This window comes from Candidatus Krumholzibacteriia bacterium, from assembly GCA_029865265.1.
GTDB lineage: Bacteria > Krumholzibacteriota > Krumholzibacteriia > WVZY01 > JAKEHA01 > JAKEHA01.
Map to the genome: position 1 here is coordinate 31,952 of JAOUHG010000005.1, position 15,329 is coordinate 47,280.

Below are 15,329 nucleotides of genomic sequence, written 5' to 3' on the forward strand. Positions count from 1 at the left end.
AAGACGGGCCGAGAAAGCCTTCGCCCGGGCCCCGCTGGCTGGGCTAATATTCCCGCTCGAAACCGATGAACCGCTTCCTGGACATTCTTGCGTCCTTCTCCGGGCTCCGTGTGGGCGTGGTGGGGGACTTCCTTCTGGACCAGTACGTGCTGGGCACGACCGCGCGCGTCTCGCGCGAGGCGCCCATCGTGGTGGTGGACTACCAGGACACGGTGTACCACCCGGGTGGTGCCGCCAATGCGGCCCAGAACGTGACCGCGCTCGCGGGCGCGGCGGTGGCGGTGGGGGTGCTCGGGGCGGACCGCGAGGGCGACGCGCTGCAGTCCCTGCTGGCCGGCCGCGGGGTGGACACGGCGCACCTGATGCGGCCCGAGTCCGCGGTCACGTCGACCAAGCTGCGCATTCTGGCCGGAGAGATGAACGCACAGAAGCAACAGGTGGCCCGCGTGGACCGGTCACACCACGTGACACTGGACGCCGCACAGCGCAAGCGGCTGCACGCGGCGGTTGCGCACGCGGCGCAGTCCTGCGGCGCGTTGCTGCTCGCGGACTACGGGCTGGGTGTGCTGGACGGCGAAACCATCGAACTCGCCATCGGCGCGTGCCGGTCGCGCGCGGTTCCGGTGGTGGTGGACAGCCGCCATCGCATGCGGGCGTTCCGCGGGGCCACCGTGGCGACGCCCAACGAGGTGGAGGCGATCGCCGCGCTGGAACTCGCGGACGAGAGCGCACTCACCGATCCGGCGGCGCTGCGCCGGGCGGCGGCAAAGACCGGGATCGAGAGCGTAATCGTGACGCGTGGCAGCAAGGGAATGGTCGTGTGCGGTGCTGACGGTGTCGAAAGCGTCGGGATCGCGGGCAACACCGCGGCGACCGACGTGACCGGCGCGGGCGACACCGTGTCGGCGGTGGTGGCGCTTTCGCTGGCGGCGGGTGCGACGGTGGGGGAAGCCGCGCGCATGGCGACCTTCGCCGCCTCGGTGGTGGTGATGAAGCGCGGCACGGCTACGGCGTCTCCGGAGGAGGTGCGCGCCGCGATCGAATCCGGTGGGGCGCGATGAAGGGCGGGGTGGTGTCGGTCTGTGGCGACATCGAGGCGATTCGCGCCGTGATCGCCGCCGCGGCGGCGAAGCGCGTCGTGCTGGCCAACGGCTGTTTCGACCCGCTGCACGTGGGGCATGCGCGCTACCTGGCCGACGCGGCGGGCCATGGTGATTTCCTGGTGGTGGCCGTCAATGACGACACGGGCACGCGGCGCATCAAGGGGGAGGGCCGCCCGGTGGTGCCGGCGCGGGACCGAGCGGCGCTCGTTGCCGCGCTGGCCTGCGTGGATGCGGTGCTGCTGTTCGGGGACGACACCGTGGAGCGATTGTTGCGCGGTATTCGACCCGCCGTGCACGCGAAGGGAACCGACTATACCGCCGAGACGGTTCCGGAGCGTGAGATTGCACGCGAACTCGGCATCGAGACCGTGATCGCGGGCGATCCCAAGACCCACGCATCGCGGGAGGTCGTGGCACGGGTGCGCGCCGTTTCGCGCAACGGGCCGCCGGGTCCCGCAGGCGAATGAAGCCGCCGCGGGACCGCATCCTCGTCACGCGTCTCAACTTCCTCGGCGACGTCGTGCTGTCGCTGCCGCTGGTGGATGCGTTGCGCGACGCCTGTCCCGGCGCCGAAATAGACTACCTCACACGCCGCCCCGGCACGGAATTGCTCGCCGGCGATACCCGTTTTGCCGCGGTTTTTGAACAGCGCCCCGGCGTGCTCGCGGCGTTGCGCCTGGTGCGCGCGCTGCGCGCCCGCCGTTACCGTGCGGTGATCGACCTGTATTCCAACCCGCGCAGTGCGTGGCTCACGTGGAGCACGGGCGCACCACTGCGCGTGGGCGGCGATCGCCGCGGACGCCGCCATCTCTACACGCATCCGGTCAGCGTGCCGCAGTCGATCCGGCGTGTGACCGACATCTTCATGCAGTACGGTGCACCGCTGGGTGTCACCGGAAGCGCCACGCTGCCGTCACTTTCGATCCGCGCCGACGAACGTGCGCGCGCGGATCACACGCTTGAGCGCCGGGGGGCGGTTCGCCGGCCGCTGGTCGGCGTGCACCCCGGGGGGAAGTGGAGTGTCAAGCGCTGGCCGACGGCGGGGTTCGTGGAACTCATCCGCACGCTGAGCGCGCAGCTGGGTGCGGAGGTGATCGTGTTCACCGGGCCGGGGGAGGTGGCGGCCACCGAGGCGGTACGAGCGGAGATCGGAGACGAGGCCCGCTACGCGCCGCCGATGGCCGTGCGCGAGCTGGCCGCGATGCTCTCGCGTCTGGACGCCATGGTGGCGTGCGACGGGGGCGTGATGCACGTGTCGGCCGCGGTGGGAACGCCCACGGTGGGAGTCTTTGGCAGCAGCGAACCGTCGGTGTGGTTTCCGTACGCGGGGCACGGTCCGTACCGCGCGGCGTTCATCGACGTACCGTGCCGGCCGTGCCATCGGCACGAGTGCCCGCTGGGACACACCCGGTGCCTGAACGATCTCTCCGCTGCGGCGGTGCTGGCACAGGTGCGTGACGTGCTCGCGTGGAAGCGCAGCGGGGCGTCGGCATGAGCGTTCGCGAGGAGTGGGTGGTGGCGATCCGCCTGCGTCAGCTCGGGGACGTGCTGGCGGCGCTCGACTCGGTGCGCGCGCTCAGGCAATTTGCACCGCAGCGCCGCGTGGCCTACGTGGTGGACGCGCCGTTCGACCAGGTGCTGAAGGGACTGGCGTATATCGACCGCGTGATGGTGGCGCCGCGGCGTGGCGGCGCGCCGGCGTGGATCCCATTCGTGCGCCAGTTGCGCGCGCTGCACCCGGTGGCGGCGATCGATTTTCACGGCAGCGCCCGTTCGGCGCTGATCTCGCTGATGTCGGGTGCGCCGATGCGCGCCGGGTACGACGTGCGCGGCCGCGGTCTCGCCTACACCGTTCGTGAGCCGCGGGGAGAGTTTCATGACGGCGTGCGCATTCCGCACACCCCGCTGGTGTGGGGCGCGCGCCTGGCGCGTCACGCCGGGGCCGCCGCCGCCGGCAGCGTGCCGCCGGCGTTGCGGGTGGACGAGAAGAGCCGTGAGCAGGCGCGCACCCGGTTGATCGAGGCGGGTGTGGACGCCGCGGTGATCGACGGCGGCCGGCTGGTGGGGTTGAACCCGGGCCGACCGGTTGCGTCCAAGTTCTGGGCGCCCGGGCGCTTCGCGGATCTCGCGCGTGCCATCGCGGGCGACGGTGGCCAGGCGCTGGTGATGTGGGGGCCGGGCGAAGAAGCGCTGGCGCAGAGCATTGCGTCGCAGTCGGGCGCGGTGGTGTCGCCGTCGTTTGCGCTGCGCGACGTCACCGGCGCGCTGGCCAACCTGGCCGCACTGGTGAGCATCGATTCCGGATTGAAGCATCTCGCGGTATGCGCGCGCGTTCCAACCGTCACCGTGTTTGGATCCACCGATCCGCGCGAATGGCACATGGGCGGCGCGCGAGACGCGTACTTGTGGAAGGGACTGTCGTGCTCACCGTGTCGGCGCCTGTCGTGTCCATACGGTGCGCCCTGCATGGACCTTGCCGTGGATGACGTGATGACCGTGCTGCGCAGGACGCTGGAGGCGGCGGCATGAGTTGGCTACGCGTGCTGATGGTGGATTCGGAACGCTCCTGGCGTGGCGGGCAGGAGCAGGTGCGCCTGCTCATGAAGGGGCTGGTGGCCGAGGGCGCGGCGGTGACGCTGGCGGCGCCGCCCGAGGGTGCGTTGTTCGAGCGCGCCGCAGCGCTCGATGTGGATCGCATCGCCTGGAACGGCCGTGCCACGGGCCTGGGTGCGCTGCGCCGCGCCATGGCGTCGGGGCGCTTCGACATCGTCCACTCGCACGCGTCGCGTGCGCACGGCGCCGTGTCGGCCGCGCGCGTGGGGCTCGCGGCGCGGCCGCCGCACGTGGTCAGCCGCCGGGTGGATTTTCCGGTGGGCAAGGGGTTGCCCGGGCGCTGGAAGTACCGCCGCGGCGCGGACGCGTACATCGCCATCTCACGCCAGGTGCGCGAGGTGTTGATCTCCGGCGGCGTGCCGCCCGCGTCGATCGACGTGGTTCCCAGCGGTATCGATCTGGACAAGTTCGCCCGCGGCCGCGAGGCGACGGCGGTGCGCGCCGAGTTCGGTCTCGACGGTGCCACGCGCGTGGTGGGCAACATCGCCGCGCTCGCGCCGCACAAGTCACAGTCGGACCTGCTGCGTGCGGCGGGACACGTGCTTGCCACGCGCGACGATGTTCGCTTCTTCGTGGTCGGGGAGGGGGCCCTGCGCGCGGACCTTGAGCGGCTCGCGGGGAGCCTGGGCATCGCTGGCCGGGTGGTGTTCACCGGGTTCCGGCCCGACGCGCTGGATCTGTTGCGAATGTTCGATGTGTTCGTGATGAGTTCCTACCTGGAAGGGCTGGGAACTTCGATCATGGACGCCCAGGCGGTGGGAATCCCGGTGGTGGCCACGCGCACCGGTGGCATTCCCGAGATCGTCGAGGACGGCGAGAGCGGGCTCCTGGTTCCGCCCCGTTCCCCGGACTTGCTTGCGGCCGCGATTCTGCGCATGCTTGACGATGAAACCCTGCGTGAGGCGTGCATCCGGGGCGGTCGCGAACGATCGCACGGATACGACTACCGCAACACGGTGTACAAGACCCTGGACGTCTATCGCCGCCTCTGTCACGCGAATCACCCCCCTGGAGAAAAGGACGCCATCCGATGAAGCACGCTGCGATGTTCCTGTGCCTGCTGATTCCAGCCGTCTTTGCAACGTTGCGTCCTGCTGCCGGGGACGGTGTCGCAGCCCCCGTGGATTCCAGCTATACCTTCTATGATTCGTTGTACGCGGACGAACTGCCGCCGGACAGCACCATCATCCTGGCGCCGTCCCACGTGGGTTTTGGCGCCGGTGAGAAGCTGGTGTTCTCGGTGCAGTACGGTCTGATTACCGCAGGCGAGGCGACACTGGAGGTGCGCAACGTGGCGACCATCCGCGGTCGTCCCGCCTATCGAATCGTATCGGACGCCCGCACCAACGAGTTCTTTTCCAAGTTCTACGAGGTGCGCGATCGCTACGAGTCATTCGTGGACACCACCGAGTTGTACAGCCTTCACTATGAGAAACATGTCCGCGAGGGAAAGTTCAAACGCGATGAATCCGTGGAATTCGACCAGATCGGACACAAGGCCATTTACAAGGACAAGACCGTGCCCATCCCGCCGATGGCGCAGGATGTCCTCTCGGCGCTTTACTACGTTCGCACCCTGCCGCTGGAGGTGGGGCAGTCGATCGCCATCGCTAATCACATCGATGGCAAGAACTACCCCCTGGTGGTGAAGGTGCACCGGCGCGAGCGCGTCAAGGTGGACGCGGGCGAGTTCGACTGCCTGGTGGTGGAGCCGATCCTGCGCGGCCCCGGTGTTTTCACCCAGAAGGGGCGTCTCACCGTGTGGCTGACCGACGATGCCGTGCGCATGCCCGTGCTCATGAAGAGCAAGGTGGTCATCGGGCACGTGGCGGCGATTCTGAAGTCCTACCAGATCGCGCCCGGAAAGGGCGGGCGGTAGTCCGCCGGGGGCACGGAGATTGCAGACCCCGGCAGGGAGCCACGCGGCTTCCACAGCCATGAAGTCACAGACACTCCCAGAATCCCGCCGCGGTGCGGTTCCGCGCGTGCTCGACCGCGGGCTCGACATCGCGCTGCGTGTGGTCCCGGTGGCGGCGCTGGTTGCGGTCGGAGCCTTCTTCGCCGCGCAGCAGGCGGTGCGTCCCTCCCACCGTGCCATCAAGGCCCTGGTCATCATGGGCCTGATGACGCTGATGTTTCGCTTCGACATGGTGTGGTCGGTGTATCTCTTTGCGCTCCTGTTTCCGTTCCCCAGCGGCATTTCGATTGGCAGTTCCAACAACGTGCTGATGACGATCATTCCGATGATCTGGGCGGTGCGCGCGTCCTCGTCGAAGATTCCGCTGACCCACCGCACGCCGATCGATCGCCCGGTGGCGTTGTTCCTGCTCGCGTTCGTGGTGTCCATGATCACCATCAGCGACTCGCTGGTCCTTGCGCGGGGAGTCGGAGTGCTGTGGCGGAACCTCACCGCGTGCGCGTTTGCCTACTCAATCATGATGTTCGTCAACGACGAGACGCGCCTGTTCCGCCTCGGCAAGATCATGTGCGTGGCGTGTTTCCTGGTGATGATCACGGCGGTCATGGAGCTGTTCTTCCCCGGAGCGGCCCTCATTCCCGGCTGGATCGGCCTGGCCCGGAACTTTGGCGAGGGACAGCTGTCCCGCCGCATCGAGGGGTTGCGCGTCGGTGGTGCTTTTGAAAGCCACGGGATGCTAGCGGACTTCGGGACGCAGATGATTCTGTTCATGGTCTTCTACTTCCTGCGCGCACGCAATCCGGCGGAGAAGAGCTTCTGGCTGGTGGCGGTGGGGACCACGCTGGTGGCGATTCTCGCGACGGCGAACCGGGGCGCGACCACCGGGTTGCTGATCGGATTGACCATGGCGCTCTTCTTTTTCAGGCGGACCATCGGAACGGCGCGTGTCATCCTGCTGGTGGTCTTCGGGCTCTCGACGCTGTACGTGATGGACAGCGTGCTCAGTGAGCGGACAATCGCGGTGTCGGTGTTCGATCGTTTCCAGCAGACCGAATTTGAGGGTTTCGTCCCCGAGAACAGAACCATGACCTGGAGGCCGGCCCTCGACTACGCCATGGAGAGCCCGCTCATCGGTCACGGCCCCTACTACGGAACCGGTATCGGGCTGACCAAGCGCTACTGGCCGCACAACGGCTACCTCTTCTACCTGGTCACGCTGGGCTTGCTTGGGCTGGGCGGGTTCCTGTGGGTGATGTGGGCCGTGTTCCGGGAGTCCCGGCTGTGGCGGCTTCCTGGGGTGCGCGGCACGCCCCTGGGGACATTTCTGGCCCTCGGGCAGATATGGTTTGTCGTGTTGGCAGTGGAGCAGCTGCGCACCGATCACCAGCGCGACGACATCTATCCCTACATCGTCTGGATGTGCTTCGGCGTGGTCGTGGCGACGGCCGCGCTCGTGCGCCGCAAGCTGGCGGCGCAGGCCAACGGCGTCAGTGCGACGTCGCGTTGATGCGGTCGGTCACGTCCTGAAAATCATACAGGTGCTGGAGGTCGAGGTAGGCGTAGCTGCGGTCGGGGAGCAGCGGGAGACCGGTGTCGAAGAGGCAGTTGAAGAGCATGCGGAACGTGTTTACCGGCGTCTGTGAGGGGTAGAACGCGTCCTCGCACCCCGGCGCATAAATCGCGTTGAGTATCCTCATCTTCTCATTCATTTCCTCATCCGTGGCCTGTGACCAGTCAAAGCCGTGCGGCTGGGTGCGCGCGGGATAGGGACCCTCGTCCCCCTGCAGTACGATCACCGGTGGATCGTCGGCCGGATAGTGGGAGAGTATCTCGTCCACCAGGCGCTGGATACGCTGGTTGATGAATTGCATCTGCGCCAGGTAGTTCTCCGGCTCGGTGTGGGAGGTGGCCGTGCCCGGATCCCGGAAAGACCCGTCCGCATTGAAAACGAATGGTCCATGCGGCACCAGAAGGTGCGCGAACAGGAAGAAGGGGCGCTGCTCCGTGCGCGCCAGCCCGCCGAAGAGTTCGAGCTGGTAGTTGATCCGCCGGTACTTCTCCACGTCGAGGCGTCCAATCCCCATGCGGTGGAGAACCGGGTACGCCGCGGTCGTCCTCAGAAGAATCGCCGTGAATTCGGGAAGGAACTCGTAGACGTAGTTGTGGTCGGCATAGGGGTTCTCGGCGGTGGCGTTCCAGGCGGGGCCGGCGTGGAGATAGCGGTAACCCAGCGACTTCAGCAGGCGCGCGACACGGTGGTCGGTCAACAGGCCGAAGACCGGTCTCCAGTCCGATGAGTTGGGCCCCACCGTGTTTGCAAGGACGTCAACGTGCGCGATGTTGAGCGACGACGCCAGCGACTGGGCCGTGACGAGGTAGTTGGCGCGGCTGTCGTCGGCCACGTAGAAACCGCGCGATCGGAGGAAGTCGAGCGTGGGTCCGTTGTCGAAACCGTACCGGTCCGCCAGCGTCTGCGCGGATGCGTAGCGGTCGAAGATGATGTAGTAGATGTCCGGGCGGCGCTCCACACGCCGGGCCACGATGGACTCCTCCGGCAGGAGGTTGCCGGCCGGCGGTGTGCGCTGGGTGGCGGCGAAGCGTACCAGGGTGACCGCCGAGAACCCGATCATGACGGAGACGACGAGGAAGAGGACGGAAGCCAGGCGGGCGGGGGGCGCCGGAGCGCGCGCAATCGCCACCACAGCCAGCAGGAATGCGAGAACGAATAAGGGCAGGAGCACACTGGGACCGGCCAGTCCGGTCAGTCCGGCGCCGCCGATGGCGGCGGCCACGTGCCCGTACGCAAAGAAGACGAACCATCCCAGCGCCAGGGCCACCGCACCCCGCTGCAGTCCGCGCAGGGCGAACGTCAGCAGGGGCAGTACCAGCACGGTCAGGAGCACCACCGCCGCCAGGGGGAGAAGCGTTTCGGACGCCTGAAACTGCCCGGCGTTGCTGGCCGCGAGCGAGAGCACCGGCGCGACCGCAAACAGGAAGGGCAGCAGGAGGGTGCGTGTTCTCATCGCTGCGTGCGGCGCATGAGAAACATCGTGCGTTCCGAGTCTTCGACCGGGCGGGTATCGAGGATGTCGTAGTAGCGCGAGAACGCCACCGTGAACCCGTCGATGGTGTACTCGGGAAAGATGTCTGCGCGGGTGGCAAGCAGTCGCCTGACCTGCGAGTCCTCCCGCGGCACGAATTCAATGACGAGACTTTCGCCCGCGCCGGCCAGGTAGGCCGCGATCCGCTCCAGCGGCACGTTGTTGGAAATGGCGAGGTGATGGATCAATGCCAGTGCCATGACCATGTCCACCGGCCCGCGGGCGCCCAGTGAGGCGCGTTCGGCGTGGGCCCAACCGAGAGGGGGGCTGGGGTTGGTGAGGTCCATGACCAGGGGGAGAATGTGCTGCTCGTTACGGCGCCGGGTCTCCAGGTAATTCTTTTCCACCGCCGCGGGGTCCACGTCGAAGGCCACGGTGTGGATGCCCTGGTCCGCGGCGATACGACTAAACACGCCGGTGTTGGCGCCGAGGTCCCACACAGAGCGGGGTGCAACTCGGGCGATGAAGTCAGCCACGATGCGCGGTTTGCTTTGCGCTGCGGTACCCGTGTAGTTGGTGGCGTCGTAGTAGTCGCCCCACTCGGTTCCGCCCGGCCGCCAGTGCAGGCGGTTCACCGCGGCGCTCAGGTTGTCAATGAGCCCGCGCATGGAGAGGCGGCTCACCTTGCGCCGGCGGACCGCGGTGGTGCCCGCGTACCTCCGCTGGGAACCCGCGTGCAGGTGCAGGTGGAGGAAGAGCGGCGGGGACAGCCGGGTGCGGAACGGCAACAGCCGGCTGGCGAGGTCGAGGGGAACCCCGTCGATGTACTCGCGGCTCAGCCGGGTGAGGCGAATATCGGTGTGGGCGGCGAGTGCCAGCGGCGCCAGGAAGTGCTGGCAGAACTGCCGGTATGCGATCCACGGTTCGCCTTCGCGGTAGGGTTCAAAGGACAGCGTGTCGATGAATACCGGGCGCCCGTCGAGAAACTGGATGTTGTAGGCGCTCGCGTCCCGCAGAATGTGGTCGTGCTCGAGTGCCAGGCGCTGTATGGCCAGCGTGGTGAGGGCGGCGTCCTTGAGCTGCGAGAAGCACCATTCGTAGGGGTAGGATACGAAGGGAATTCGCCGCGGTTCGATGATGCGGTGGGCGATTTCCGGGCGCGGGGAGTCGATGCCATCCAGGGGGACGTCCTGGTGGGGGACGAGGAGTCCATCCTTCACGAGTGCGTCGTAGAGACCACCCTGCACGAAGCCGTCGAACGCCGGGGCAAAGCTCCGGTTCACCTGTCTGAACAGGCGTCCGTTGGTCTCGAAGATGAATCCGCTGGGGTCTCGAAAGGAGCCGCCGTCGATCCGGCTCATTCGTCAGTCGTCTCTGTTCCCACGGGAGAAGACGCCCGTGAAGAAGCGCCGGATTCGCATCCAGAAGATCTTTACGGCGAAGGCTGCGCCGAGCAGGCCGGCGATGAGCATCTGCAGGATGTAGCTTCCCGTGCCCGGGTCGAGATATGCATGGGCATTGCCCAGGAAGACGAACGAGTGCATGAGCAAAGCGGCGAAGACCGCCGTGTAGATGCGGGACATCAGTACTCCTCTGACAACTGCGAATCGCTGGTGGACGACCGGCCCCCTGGTGTGGCGGTCACGACCCGTTAATCATACCAGATCGCGCGGCCGCGAACGAGTCCCCACCTGGTCCGCCCCCCCCGGCGTGCGACCTTGACCGGCGCGCCCGGGTCTGATATCCTCTAGCGTCTACAGGAGGTGCCTTTCGGGCCGTTTGCTAGCGGATTCTCGGTACAGTTGGTTTTGCCGCGGGGCGTGACCCCGCAAGTCCGCGAACGACGTGGGCGCCACCCGGCGAAGCCTGGTGTGCGGTTCCACAGGTTTTTAATTGGCAGCGACCCAGATGAAGCACCATTCGCCTCTGCAGCAGGAAGGCGGGACGCGCGCCGCGTTGTCCCCGTCGAGGGCTGCCCCGGAGTTCCCCGCAGTCGACGTCATGGCGACGGCCGAGCCGTTCGGGTACCGCGTGTCCCGGCGGTTGTTCGACCTCGTTTTCGGCTTCCTGATACTGCTGCTCATCGCGCCGGTCGTACCGTTGCTCGCGGTCATGATCCGGCTGGACAGCCCGGGCCCGATCCTCTACCGCCAGACGCGGATCGGGCAGGGGGGACGGCGCTTCACGTTTCTCAAGTTCCGGTCGATGTACGCCGGCTCGGATCGCAAACTCGACGAACTGGCGGCGCTCAACGAGCAGGCGGGCCCGATCTTCAAGATGCGGGACGACCCGCGCATAACCCCGGTGGGGCGCTTCCTGCGCCGGTCGAGCCTGGATGAGATTCCTCAGATTCTCAACGTCCTGCGGGGAGATATGAGCATCGTCGGCCCGCGGCCGGCGCTTCCGGCCGAGGTGTCGAAGTATGAGCCGTGGCAGCGGCGGCGGCTGGAGGCGCGTCCGGGGCTGACGTGCCTGTGGCAGATATCCGGCCGCAGCCACATCGGTTTCGACGAGTGGATGCGGCTGGATGTCGAGTACCTGCGGACGCGCAGCCTGTGGACGGACGTCGTGATCCTGGCAAAGACAATACCGGCGGTTATGGCTCGGCGCGGAGCGTACTGACCGGGTGGCATGCTCTTTGCCGTTTTAATGCTTGCGGTTCCCGGCCTCAAGTCGCAACCTTAATAATGGTAGTAAGTTCCATGTTTTCGTGTTTTGAGAAATGGGCGTTTCGGCGCACCCGCTCCCGCCGCTTCGGCCCAAGCGCCCAGCCGCTTCGGCGGGCGACCGTATGGGGTGCCTGCGGGTTGCTCGCCGCGGCCCTGGGTTGCGCGTCCGGCCCGCGCGGGGCGGATCGTTCCGCGGGCTGGTACCACGCCGACTCGGTCGCGACCTTCGCCAGCGAGACGCAGACGCCGTTCCGCATCACCCCCCGCTCCGAGTACGTGATCGGCGTGGGCGACAAGATGGACGTGGTGTTCCTGTTCCACAGCAACCTGACCACGCGCGGGTTGCTGGTGCGGCGGGACGGCCGTATCTCGCTGCCTTATGTCGGCGATCAGATGGCGGCGGGCATCACCCCCATGACCCTGGATTCGGTTCTTACCGTGCGCTTCGCGGAGATCCTGCGCGATCCGAACATCTCCGTGATCGTGACGCAGGCCGCGCCGCAGAAGATCTTCGTTCTCGGCGAGGTGCGCTTGCCGGGCGCGTACGAGGTGACGGACGACGTGAGCGTGCTGCAGTCCGTTGCGCTGGCGGGAGGCTTTACCAACGAGGCGTTGCCGCGCCACGCCGTTCTGATTCGCCGCGAAGGACTGTCAAGGATCGTTGGCATCGAGATCGACCTGCAGTCGGTGATGGATGGTTCGGGAATGTCCAATGACATCCTGCTGCGCAACTACGACGTGGTTCTGATGCCCAGACATCCCATCTATTCGGCGTCCGACTTCATCAAGGCTGCCACGTCCATCATCGGCGCGCCGTTGGACATCGTTTTCAAGGGCTGGCAGATCGCCAACCTGTCGGCCAGCTACGAGTTCTTCCAGAACAACGCGGGGCAACGCTGATGGACTCGCAAAACGCCACCCGCCAGGAAACCAGCCTGCGCGACTTCCTGGACGTCCTGTTCCGGCGCAAGTGGATCATCATTTCCATCGTGGTGCTGGCCTCGGGACTGGTCGCCGTCCTGAACGCGCGTCAACCCCAAGCGTGGGAGTCGAGTTCGCGCGTTCTGGTACGCCGCGGCGAGCAACCCAGTGTCCTGAACACCAACGTGCGTTACGTCGGTTGGGAAGAGGAAGTGGCGTCGGAGATCCAGGTGATCCTCTCCGAGGACGTGTTTTCGCGGGCGCGTGATGTGTTCGCGGACTCGGTGCGCATGAACGGATATCCCGCGGGCTGGACCTTCAACGCCGGCGCGGTGCGCGCGGAAGTCATTGGAGAGTCCAACGCGTTTGTTATCCGCTATACGGACGTGGACCCCGCCGTCGTACAACTCGGCTGCCAGGCGGTGACCATCGGCTACCACGATTTCTACCGCAAGCGCAAGAATCCTCCGGAGCTGTCCGATTTCTTCGTTGCTGAAATCGTGGACGTGCGCGACGAGCTCGACAATTGGCGGGTGCGGCGGCAGCATTTCATGGACGAAGAGCGCTACTATGGGTCCACCGAGACCAGCCGTTTCCTGCTCAATCGCATCACCGCGCTGGAACAGCGTCTTTCCGACCTCAACGGGGATGTTTCCTCGCAGGCGATGCGCACGGAGACCTTTGCGAAGCTGGTAGAGAAGTCGGGTGTGGAACTGGAGACGGAGCTCGCCTTCTCGCTGTCGCAGTACGTGCTGCAGGGCGGCATTCTGCAGAACATCAAGTTTGCCTTGCAGAACCTGAACCTGAAGCGCGACGAGCTCATTCAGATGTATACCGATCGGCATCCAGAAGTGATCGCGGTCGACGAGCAGATTGCGCGCCTGCACGCCGACCTCAAGCAGCAGGTGCTGAATGCCTATACCATCGAAGTGGCGGGGTTGAACGAGCTCAAGGCCCGTCGGTCCCAGCTCCTCGAAGAACTCAACGGCGTGCGTGCGGAACTGGAGACCGTCCCCGACAAGGAACGTCGGCTGGCCGAGATCGACGCGATGATCAAGAAGCTCGAAGAGAGGCACGCGCTGATGCTCGAGCGGCAGAGCGAGACGCAGATTGCACAGGCCGGGCACACCGACTGGGACGTGGTCATCCTCGCGGCGGCCAGTGCTCCCTACACCAAGAAGACGCGGGACTACGTGAGGCTCGCCATCGGTCCGCTGCTCAGCCTCATCGTGGGCCTTGGCATTGCCTTCTTCATGGAGAGCATGGATCACTCCATCAAGAACGCGGCGGAGGCCGAGGAGTACCTGGATACGCCCGTGCTGGTGACCATCGCCGACCTGTCGGTGCGGCCGCGCAAGACCGTGGGGCACGACGGCTGATGTACGAAGCCTTTTATGGATTGAACGAGAACCCGTTCGGGACCACACCGGACCCGCGCTACCTCTACAAGAGCAAGGCACACCGGGAGGCGCTGGCGTACCTGGCCCAGGGCGTGTTCCTGAAGAAGGGCTTCCTCGCGCTCACCGGCGAGGTGGGGGTGGGGAAGACCACCGTGGTGCGGGCGTTCGTGCAGACCTTCCATCCGTGTCTCGATGTGTCGTTCGTTCTGAACACCAAGGTCGACTTCCGCGAGATGATGTACATGCTCCTGTCGGATTTCGGCATCGACATAAAGAGCGAGTCCAAGGTTGCGATGCTCACCCAGCTCAACGAGTATCTCATCGGCCGTTTCGCGGAGAACCGGAACCCGGTAATCGTGATAGACGAGGCGCAGAACCTGTCGCCCGAGGTACTGGAGGAACTGCGCATGCTCTCCAATCTGGAGACCAACCAGCAGAAGCTGATCCAGATTGTGCTGGTGGGACAACCGGAGTTGTGGGACCTCCTGGAGCGCGAGGACCTGCGCCAGCTGCGCCAGCGCATCCCCGGGGTGTGCCAGATGAAGCTGCTGTCACGCGAAGAGGTCTATCGCTATATCCGCTACCGGCTGACGACCGCGGGGCTGGGCAACGGACAGCTGATCTTTGCGGAGTCCGCCATTGACGGGGTTTACGACCTTTCAAGCGGCATTCCCCGCCTGATCAACATGCTGTGTGATCGCGTGCTCCTGCGCGGGTACCTGCAGCGTGCGCGCGCCATTGAACCGGAGATCGTCATCGAAGCGGCGCGCGAGCTCGGCATCCTCGAATCGGGCGCGGCGACGCCGCGCCGGGCGATGGGCGGGGGTGGTGCGGCATGAGCAAGATGTTCGACGCGCTGCGCCGCGCGGAGGCGGAACGTCGCCGCAAGTCCGACAACGAACAGGCGGGGCGTGCCGGCGCCGGCGCCGCGCAGGAGCAGCCGCGGGTGGAAATTCCGGCCCACCGTCTGGAGCCCGTGGACCCGGACGCGCCGCTGCATCCGGCGCCGCACGTCAACGGGGCGGATCCGTTCCCCGGGGACCTGCTGCGCGAACTGGGGATTCTGCGCAACGCAATCGAATCCCAGCTGGGCGAGAAGCGCAAGCGGGTGATCGTGTTCACATCCGCGTTGCCTGAGGAGGGCGTTACCACCCTGGCCACGAGCTACGCGCGCCTGCTGGCGCTGCACGGGGGAGAGCGCGTCCTGCTGATCGAGCTCAACGCTCGCACACCCTCGCTCGCGTCGCGGTTGGGACTCGCCGCACGCGAAGGCGTCACGGACTACTTCACCCGGCAGGCCCCGCTGACTGCGCTGACGCAGGCCGCGCCTCAGTCTGGTTTCGACGCGATCCACGTCGGAGAGGCCAGCCCCACCAAGATCCAGGTGAACCTGGAGCGCGCGCTGCCCAGGATCTTCGCGGAGGCGCTCAAGACCCACGACACGGTCATCGTCGACGCGCCGCCCATCGTCCTGTATCCCGAGACGCCGCCCATTGCGCGCCAGGCCGACGGTGTGGTGATGGTGGTGCTGTCCGGACGCACCAAGCGCGAAGTCGTGCAGCGTTCCATCAACCTCGTGCGGCAGTTCGATGGCCGCGTGCTCGGTGTGGCGCTCAACCGCAAGCGCTACTTCATCCCCGAGTTCATCTACCGCCGGCTCTAGC

15 protein-coding genes are annotated in these 15,329 nt (G+C 66.3%); 12 read left to right on the plus strand and 3 right to left on the minus strand.

Annotated elements, in window-relative coordinates:
- The first annotated feature begins 65 nt into the window (after window positions 1-65).
- The 7 genes from OEX18_03765 to OEX18_03795 are packed head-to-tail and all read left to right on the plus strand — an operon-like array spanning window position 66 to window position 7,141.
- Window positions 66-1,061: a PfkB family carbohydrate kinase gene (locus OEX18_03765; protein MDH4336378.1), complete on the plus strand. Its 996-nt coding sequence runs from the start codon at window positions 66-68 to the stop codon at window positions 1,059-1,061.
- The gene (locus tag OEX18_03770; GenBank protein ID MDH4336379.1) at window positions 1,058-1,570 is read left to right on the plus strand and encodes an adenylyltransferase/cytidyltransferase family protein; all 513 of its coding nucleotides are present in this window, start codon (window positions 1,058-1,060) and stop codon (window positions 1,568-1,570) included. The genes OEX18_03765 and OEX18_03770 overlap by 4 nt, the downstream gene beginning before the upstream one ends.
- Window positions 1,567-2,598 carry a glycosyltransferase family 9 protein gene (locus OEX18_03775; protein MDH4336380.1) on the plus strand — a complete coding sequence of 344 codons (1,032 nt, stop codon included), beginning with the start codon at window positions 1,567-1,569 and terminating at the stop codon, window positions 2,596-2,598. The genes OEX18_03770 and OEX18_03775 overlap by 4 nt, the downstream gene beginning before the upstream one ends.
- Entirely contained in the window at window positions 2,595-3,632 is a 1,038-nt protein-coding gene (locus OEX18_03780; GenBank protein ID MDH4336381.1) for a glycosyltransferase family 9 protein, read from the plus strand. Before OEX18_03775 ends, OEX18_03780 begins: the two co-directional genes overlap by 4 nt.
- Window positions 3,629-4,750 (plus strand): glycosyltransferase, encoded by a 1,122-nt coding sequence (locus OEX18_03785; GenBank protein ID MDH4336382.1) that lies wholly within the window; start codon window positions 3,629-3,631, stop codon window positions 4,748-4,750. Before OEX18_03780 ends, OEX18_03785 begins: the two co-directional genes overlap by 4 nt.
- Window positions 4,747-5,595: a DUF3108 domain-containing protein gene (locus OEX18_03790; protein MDH4336383.1), complete on the plus strand. Its 849-nt coding sequence runs from the start codon at window positions 4,747-4,749 to the stop codon at window positions 5,593-5,595. The genes OEX18_03785 and OEX18_03790 overlap by 4 nt, the downstream gene beginning before the upstream one ends.
- Window positions 5,596-5,653: 58 nt before the next feature.
- A complete protein-coding gene (locus tag OEX18_03795; protein ID MDH4336384.1) occupies window positions 5,654-7,141 on the plus strand; it encodes an O-antigen ligase family protein in 1,488 nt (495 codons plus the stop codon).
- Here the strand turns inward: OEX18_03795 and OEX18_03800 are convergent.
- Genes OEX18_03800 through OEX18_03810 form a run of 3 tightly spaced genes read right to left on the minus strand, consistent with a single transcriptional unit; the run spans window position 7,122 to window position 10,258 of the window.
- Window positions 7,122-8,657 (minus strand): sulfatase-like hydrolase/transferase, encoded by a 1,536-nt coding sequence (locus OEX18_03800; GenBank protein ID MDH4336385.1) that lies wholly within the window; start codon window positions 8,655-8,657, stop codon window positions 7,122-7,124. The two genes, OEX18_03795 and OEX18_03800, sit on opposite strands and share 20 nt — an antisense overlap.
- On the minus strand, window positions 8,654-10,036 hold the full coding sequence (locus OEX18_03805; GenBank protein MDH4336386.1) for a class I SAM-dependent methyltransferase: 1,383 nt from the start codon (window positions 10,034-10,036) through the stop codon (window positions 8,654-8,656). The genes OEX18_03800 and OEX18_03805 overlap by 4 nt, the downstream gene beginning before the upstream one ends.
- 3 nt (window positions 10,037-10,039) lie before the next feature.
- Window positions 10,040-10,258 carry a hypothetical protein gene (locus tag OEX18_03810; GenBank protein ID MDH4336387.1) on the minus strand — a complete coding sequence of 73 codons (219 nt, stop codon included), beginning with the start codon at window positions 10,256-10,258 and terminating at the stop codon, window positions 10,040-10,042.
- A gap of 325 nt (window positions 10,259-10,583) precedes the next feature.
- Here OEX18_03810 and OEX18_03815 point away from each other — a divergent pair, with 325 nt between their 5' ends.
- The 5 genes from OEX18_03815 (at window position 10,584) to OEX18_03835 (ending at window position 15,328) form a co-directional block, all read left to right on the plus strand.
- A complete protein-coding gene (locus OEX18_03815) occupies window positions 10,584-11,297 on the plus strand; it encodes a sugar transferase (GenBank protein ID MDH4336388.1) in 714 nt (237 codons plus the stop codon).
- A 185-nt stretch (window positions 11,298-11,482) separates the two neighbouring features.
- Window positions 11,483-12,244: a polysaccharide export protein gene (locus OEX18_03820; protein MDH4336389.1), complete on the plus strand. Its 762-nt coding sequence runs from the start codon at window positions 11,483-11,485 to the stop codon at window positions 12,242-12,244.
- The gene (locus tag OEX18_03825; protein ID MDH4336390.1) at window positions 12,244-13,644 is read left to right on the plus strand and encodes a Wzz/FepE/Etk N-terminal domain-containing protein; all 1,401 of its coding nucleotides are present in this window, start codon (window positions 12,244-12,246) and stop codon (window positions 13,642-13,644) included. Before OEX18_03820 ends, OEX18_03825 begins: the two co-directional genes overlap by 1 nt.
- Window positions 13,644-14,504, plus strand: a complete 861-nt coding sequence (locus OEX18_03830) for an AAA family ATPase (GenBank protein MDH4336391.1) — start codon at window positions 13,644-13,646, stop codon at window positions 14,502-14,504. The genes OEX18_03825 and OEX18_03830 overlap by 1 nt, the downstream gene beginning before the upstream one ends.
- A complete protein-coding gene (locus tag OEX18_03835; protein MDH4336392.1) occupies window positions 14,501-15,328 on the plus strand; it encodes a CpsD/CapB family tyrosine-protein kinase in 828 nt (275 codons plus the stop codon). Before OEX18_03830 ends, OEX18_03835 begins: the two co-directional genes overlap by 4 nt.
- Window position 15,329: the final 1 nt, after the last annotated feature.

What these genes read in the sequence shown, in the direction of transcription:
- OEX18_03765 (MDH4336378.1), top strand. Translation starts at nt 66, where the DNA reads ATGAACCGCTTCCTGGACATTCTTGCGTCCTTCTCCGGGCTCCGTGTG.
- OEX18_03770 (MDH4336379.1), top strand. Translation starts at nt 1,058, where the DNA reads ATGAAGGGCGGGGTGGTGTCGGTCTGTGGCGACATCGAGGCGATTCGC.
- OEX18_03775 (MDH4336380.1), top strand. Translation starts at nt 1,567, where the DNA reads ATGAAGCCGCCGCGGGACCGCATCCTCGTCACGCGTCTCAACTTCCTC.
- OEX18_03780 (MDH4336381.1), top strand. Translation starts at nt 2,595, where the DNA reads ATGAGCGTTCGCGAGGAGTGGGTGGTGGCGATCCGCCTGCGTCAGCTC.
- OEX18_03785 (MDH4336382.1), top strand. Translation starts at nt 3,629, where the DNA reads ATGAGTTGGCTACGCGTGCTGATGGTGGATTCGGAACGCTCCTGGCGT.
- OEX18_03790 (MDH4336383.1), top strand. Translation starts at nt 4,747, where the DNA reads ATGAAGCACGCTGCGATGTTCCTGTGCCTGCTGATTCCAGCCGTCTTT.
- OEX18_03795 (MDH4336384.1), top strand. Translation starts at nt 5,654, where the DNA reads ATGAAGTCACAGACACTCCCAGAATCCCGCCGCGGTGCGGTTCCGCGC.
- OEX18_03800 (MDH4336385.1), bottom strand. Translation starts at nt 8,657, where the DNA reads ATGAGAACACGCACCCTCCTGCTGCCCTTCCTGTTTGCGGTCGCGCCG.
- OEX18_03805 (MDH4336386.1), bottom strand. Translation starts at nt 10,036, where the DNA reads ATGAGCCGGATCGACGGCGGCTCCTTTCGAGACCCCAGCGGATTCATC.
- OEX18_03810 (MDH4336387.1), bottom strand. Translation starts at nt 10,258, where the DNA reads ATGTCCCGCATCTACACGGCGGTCTTCGCCGCTTTGCTCATGCACTCG.
- OEX18_03815 (MDH4336388.1), top strand. Translation starts at nt 10,584, where the DNA reads ATGAAGCACCATTCGCCTCTGCAGCAGGAAGGCGGGACGCGCGCCGCG.
- OEX18_03825 (MDH4336390.1), top strand. Translation starts at nt 12,244, where the DNA reads ATGGACTCGCAAAACGCCACCCGCCAGGAAACCAGCCTGCGCGACTTC.
- OEX18_03830 (MDH4336391.1), top strand. Translation starts at nt 13,644, where the DNA reads ATGTACGAAGCCTTTTATGGATTGAACGAGAACCCGTTCGGGACCACA.
- OEX18_03835 (MDH4336392.1), top strand. Translation starts at nt 14,501, where the DNA reads ATGAGCAAGATGTTCGACGCGCTGCGCCGCGCGGAGGCGGAACGTCGC.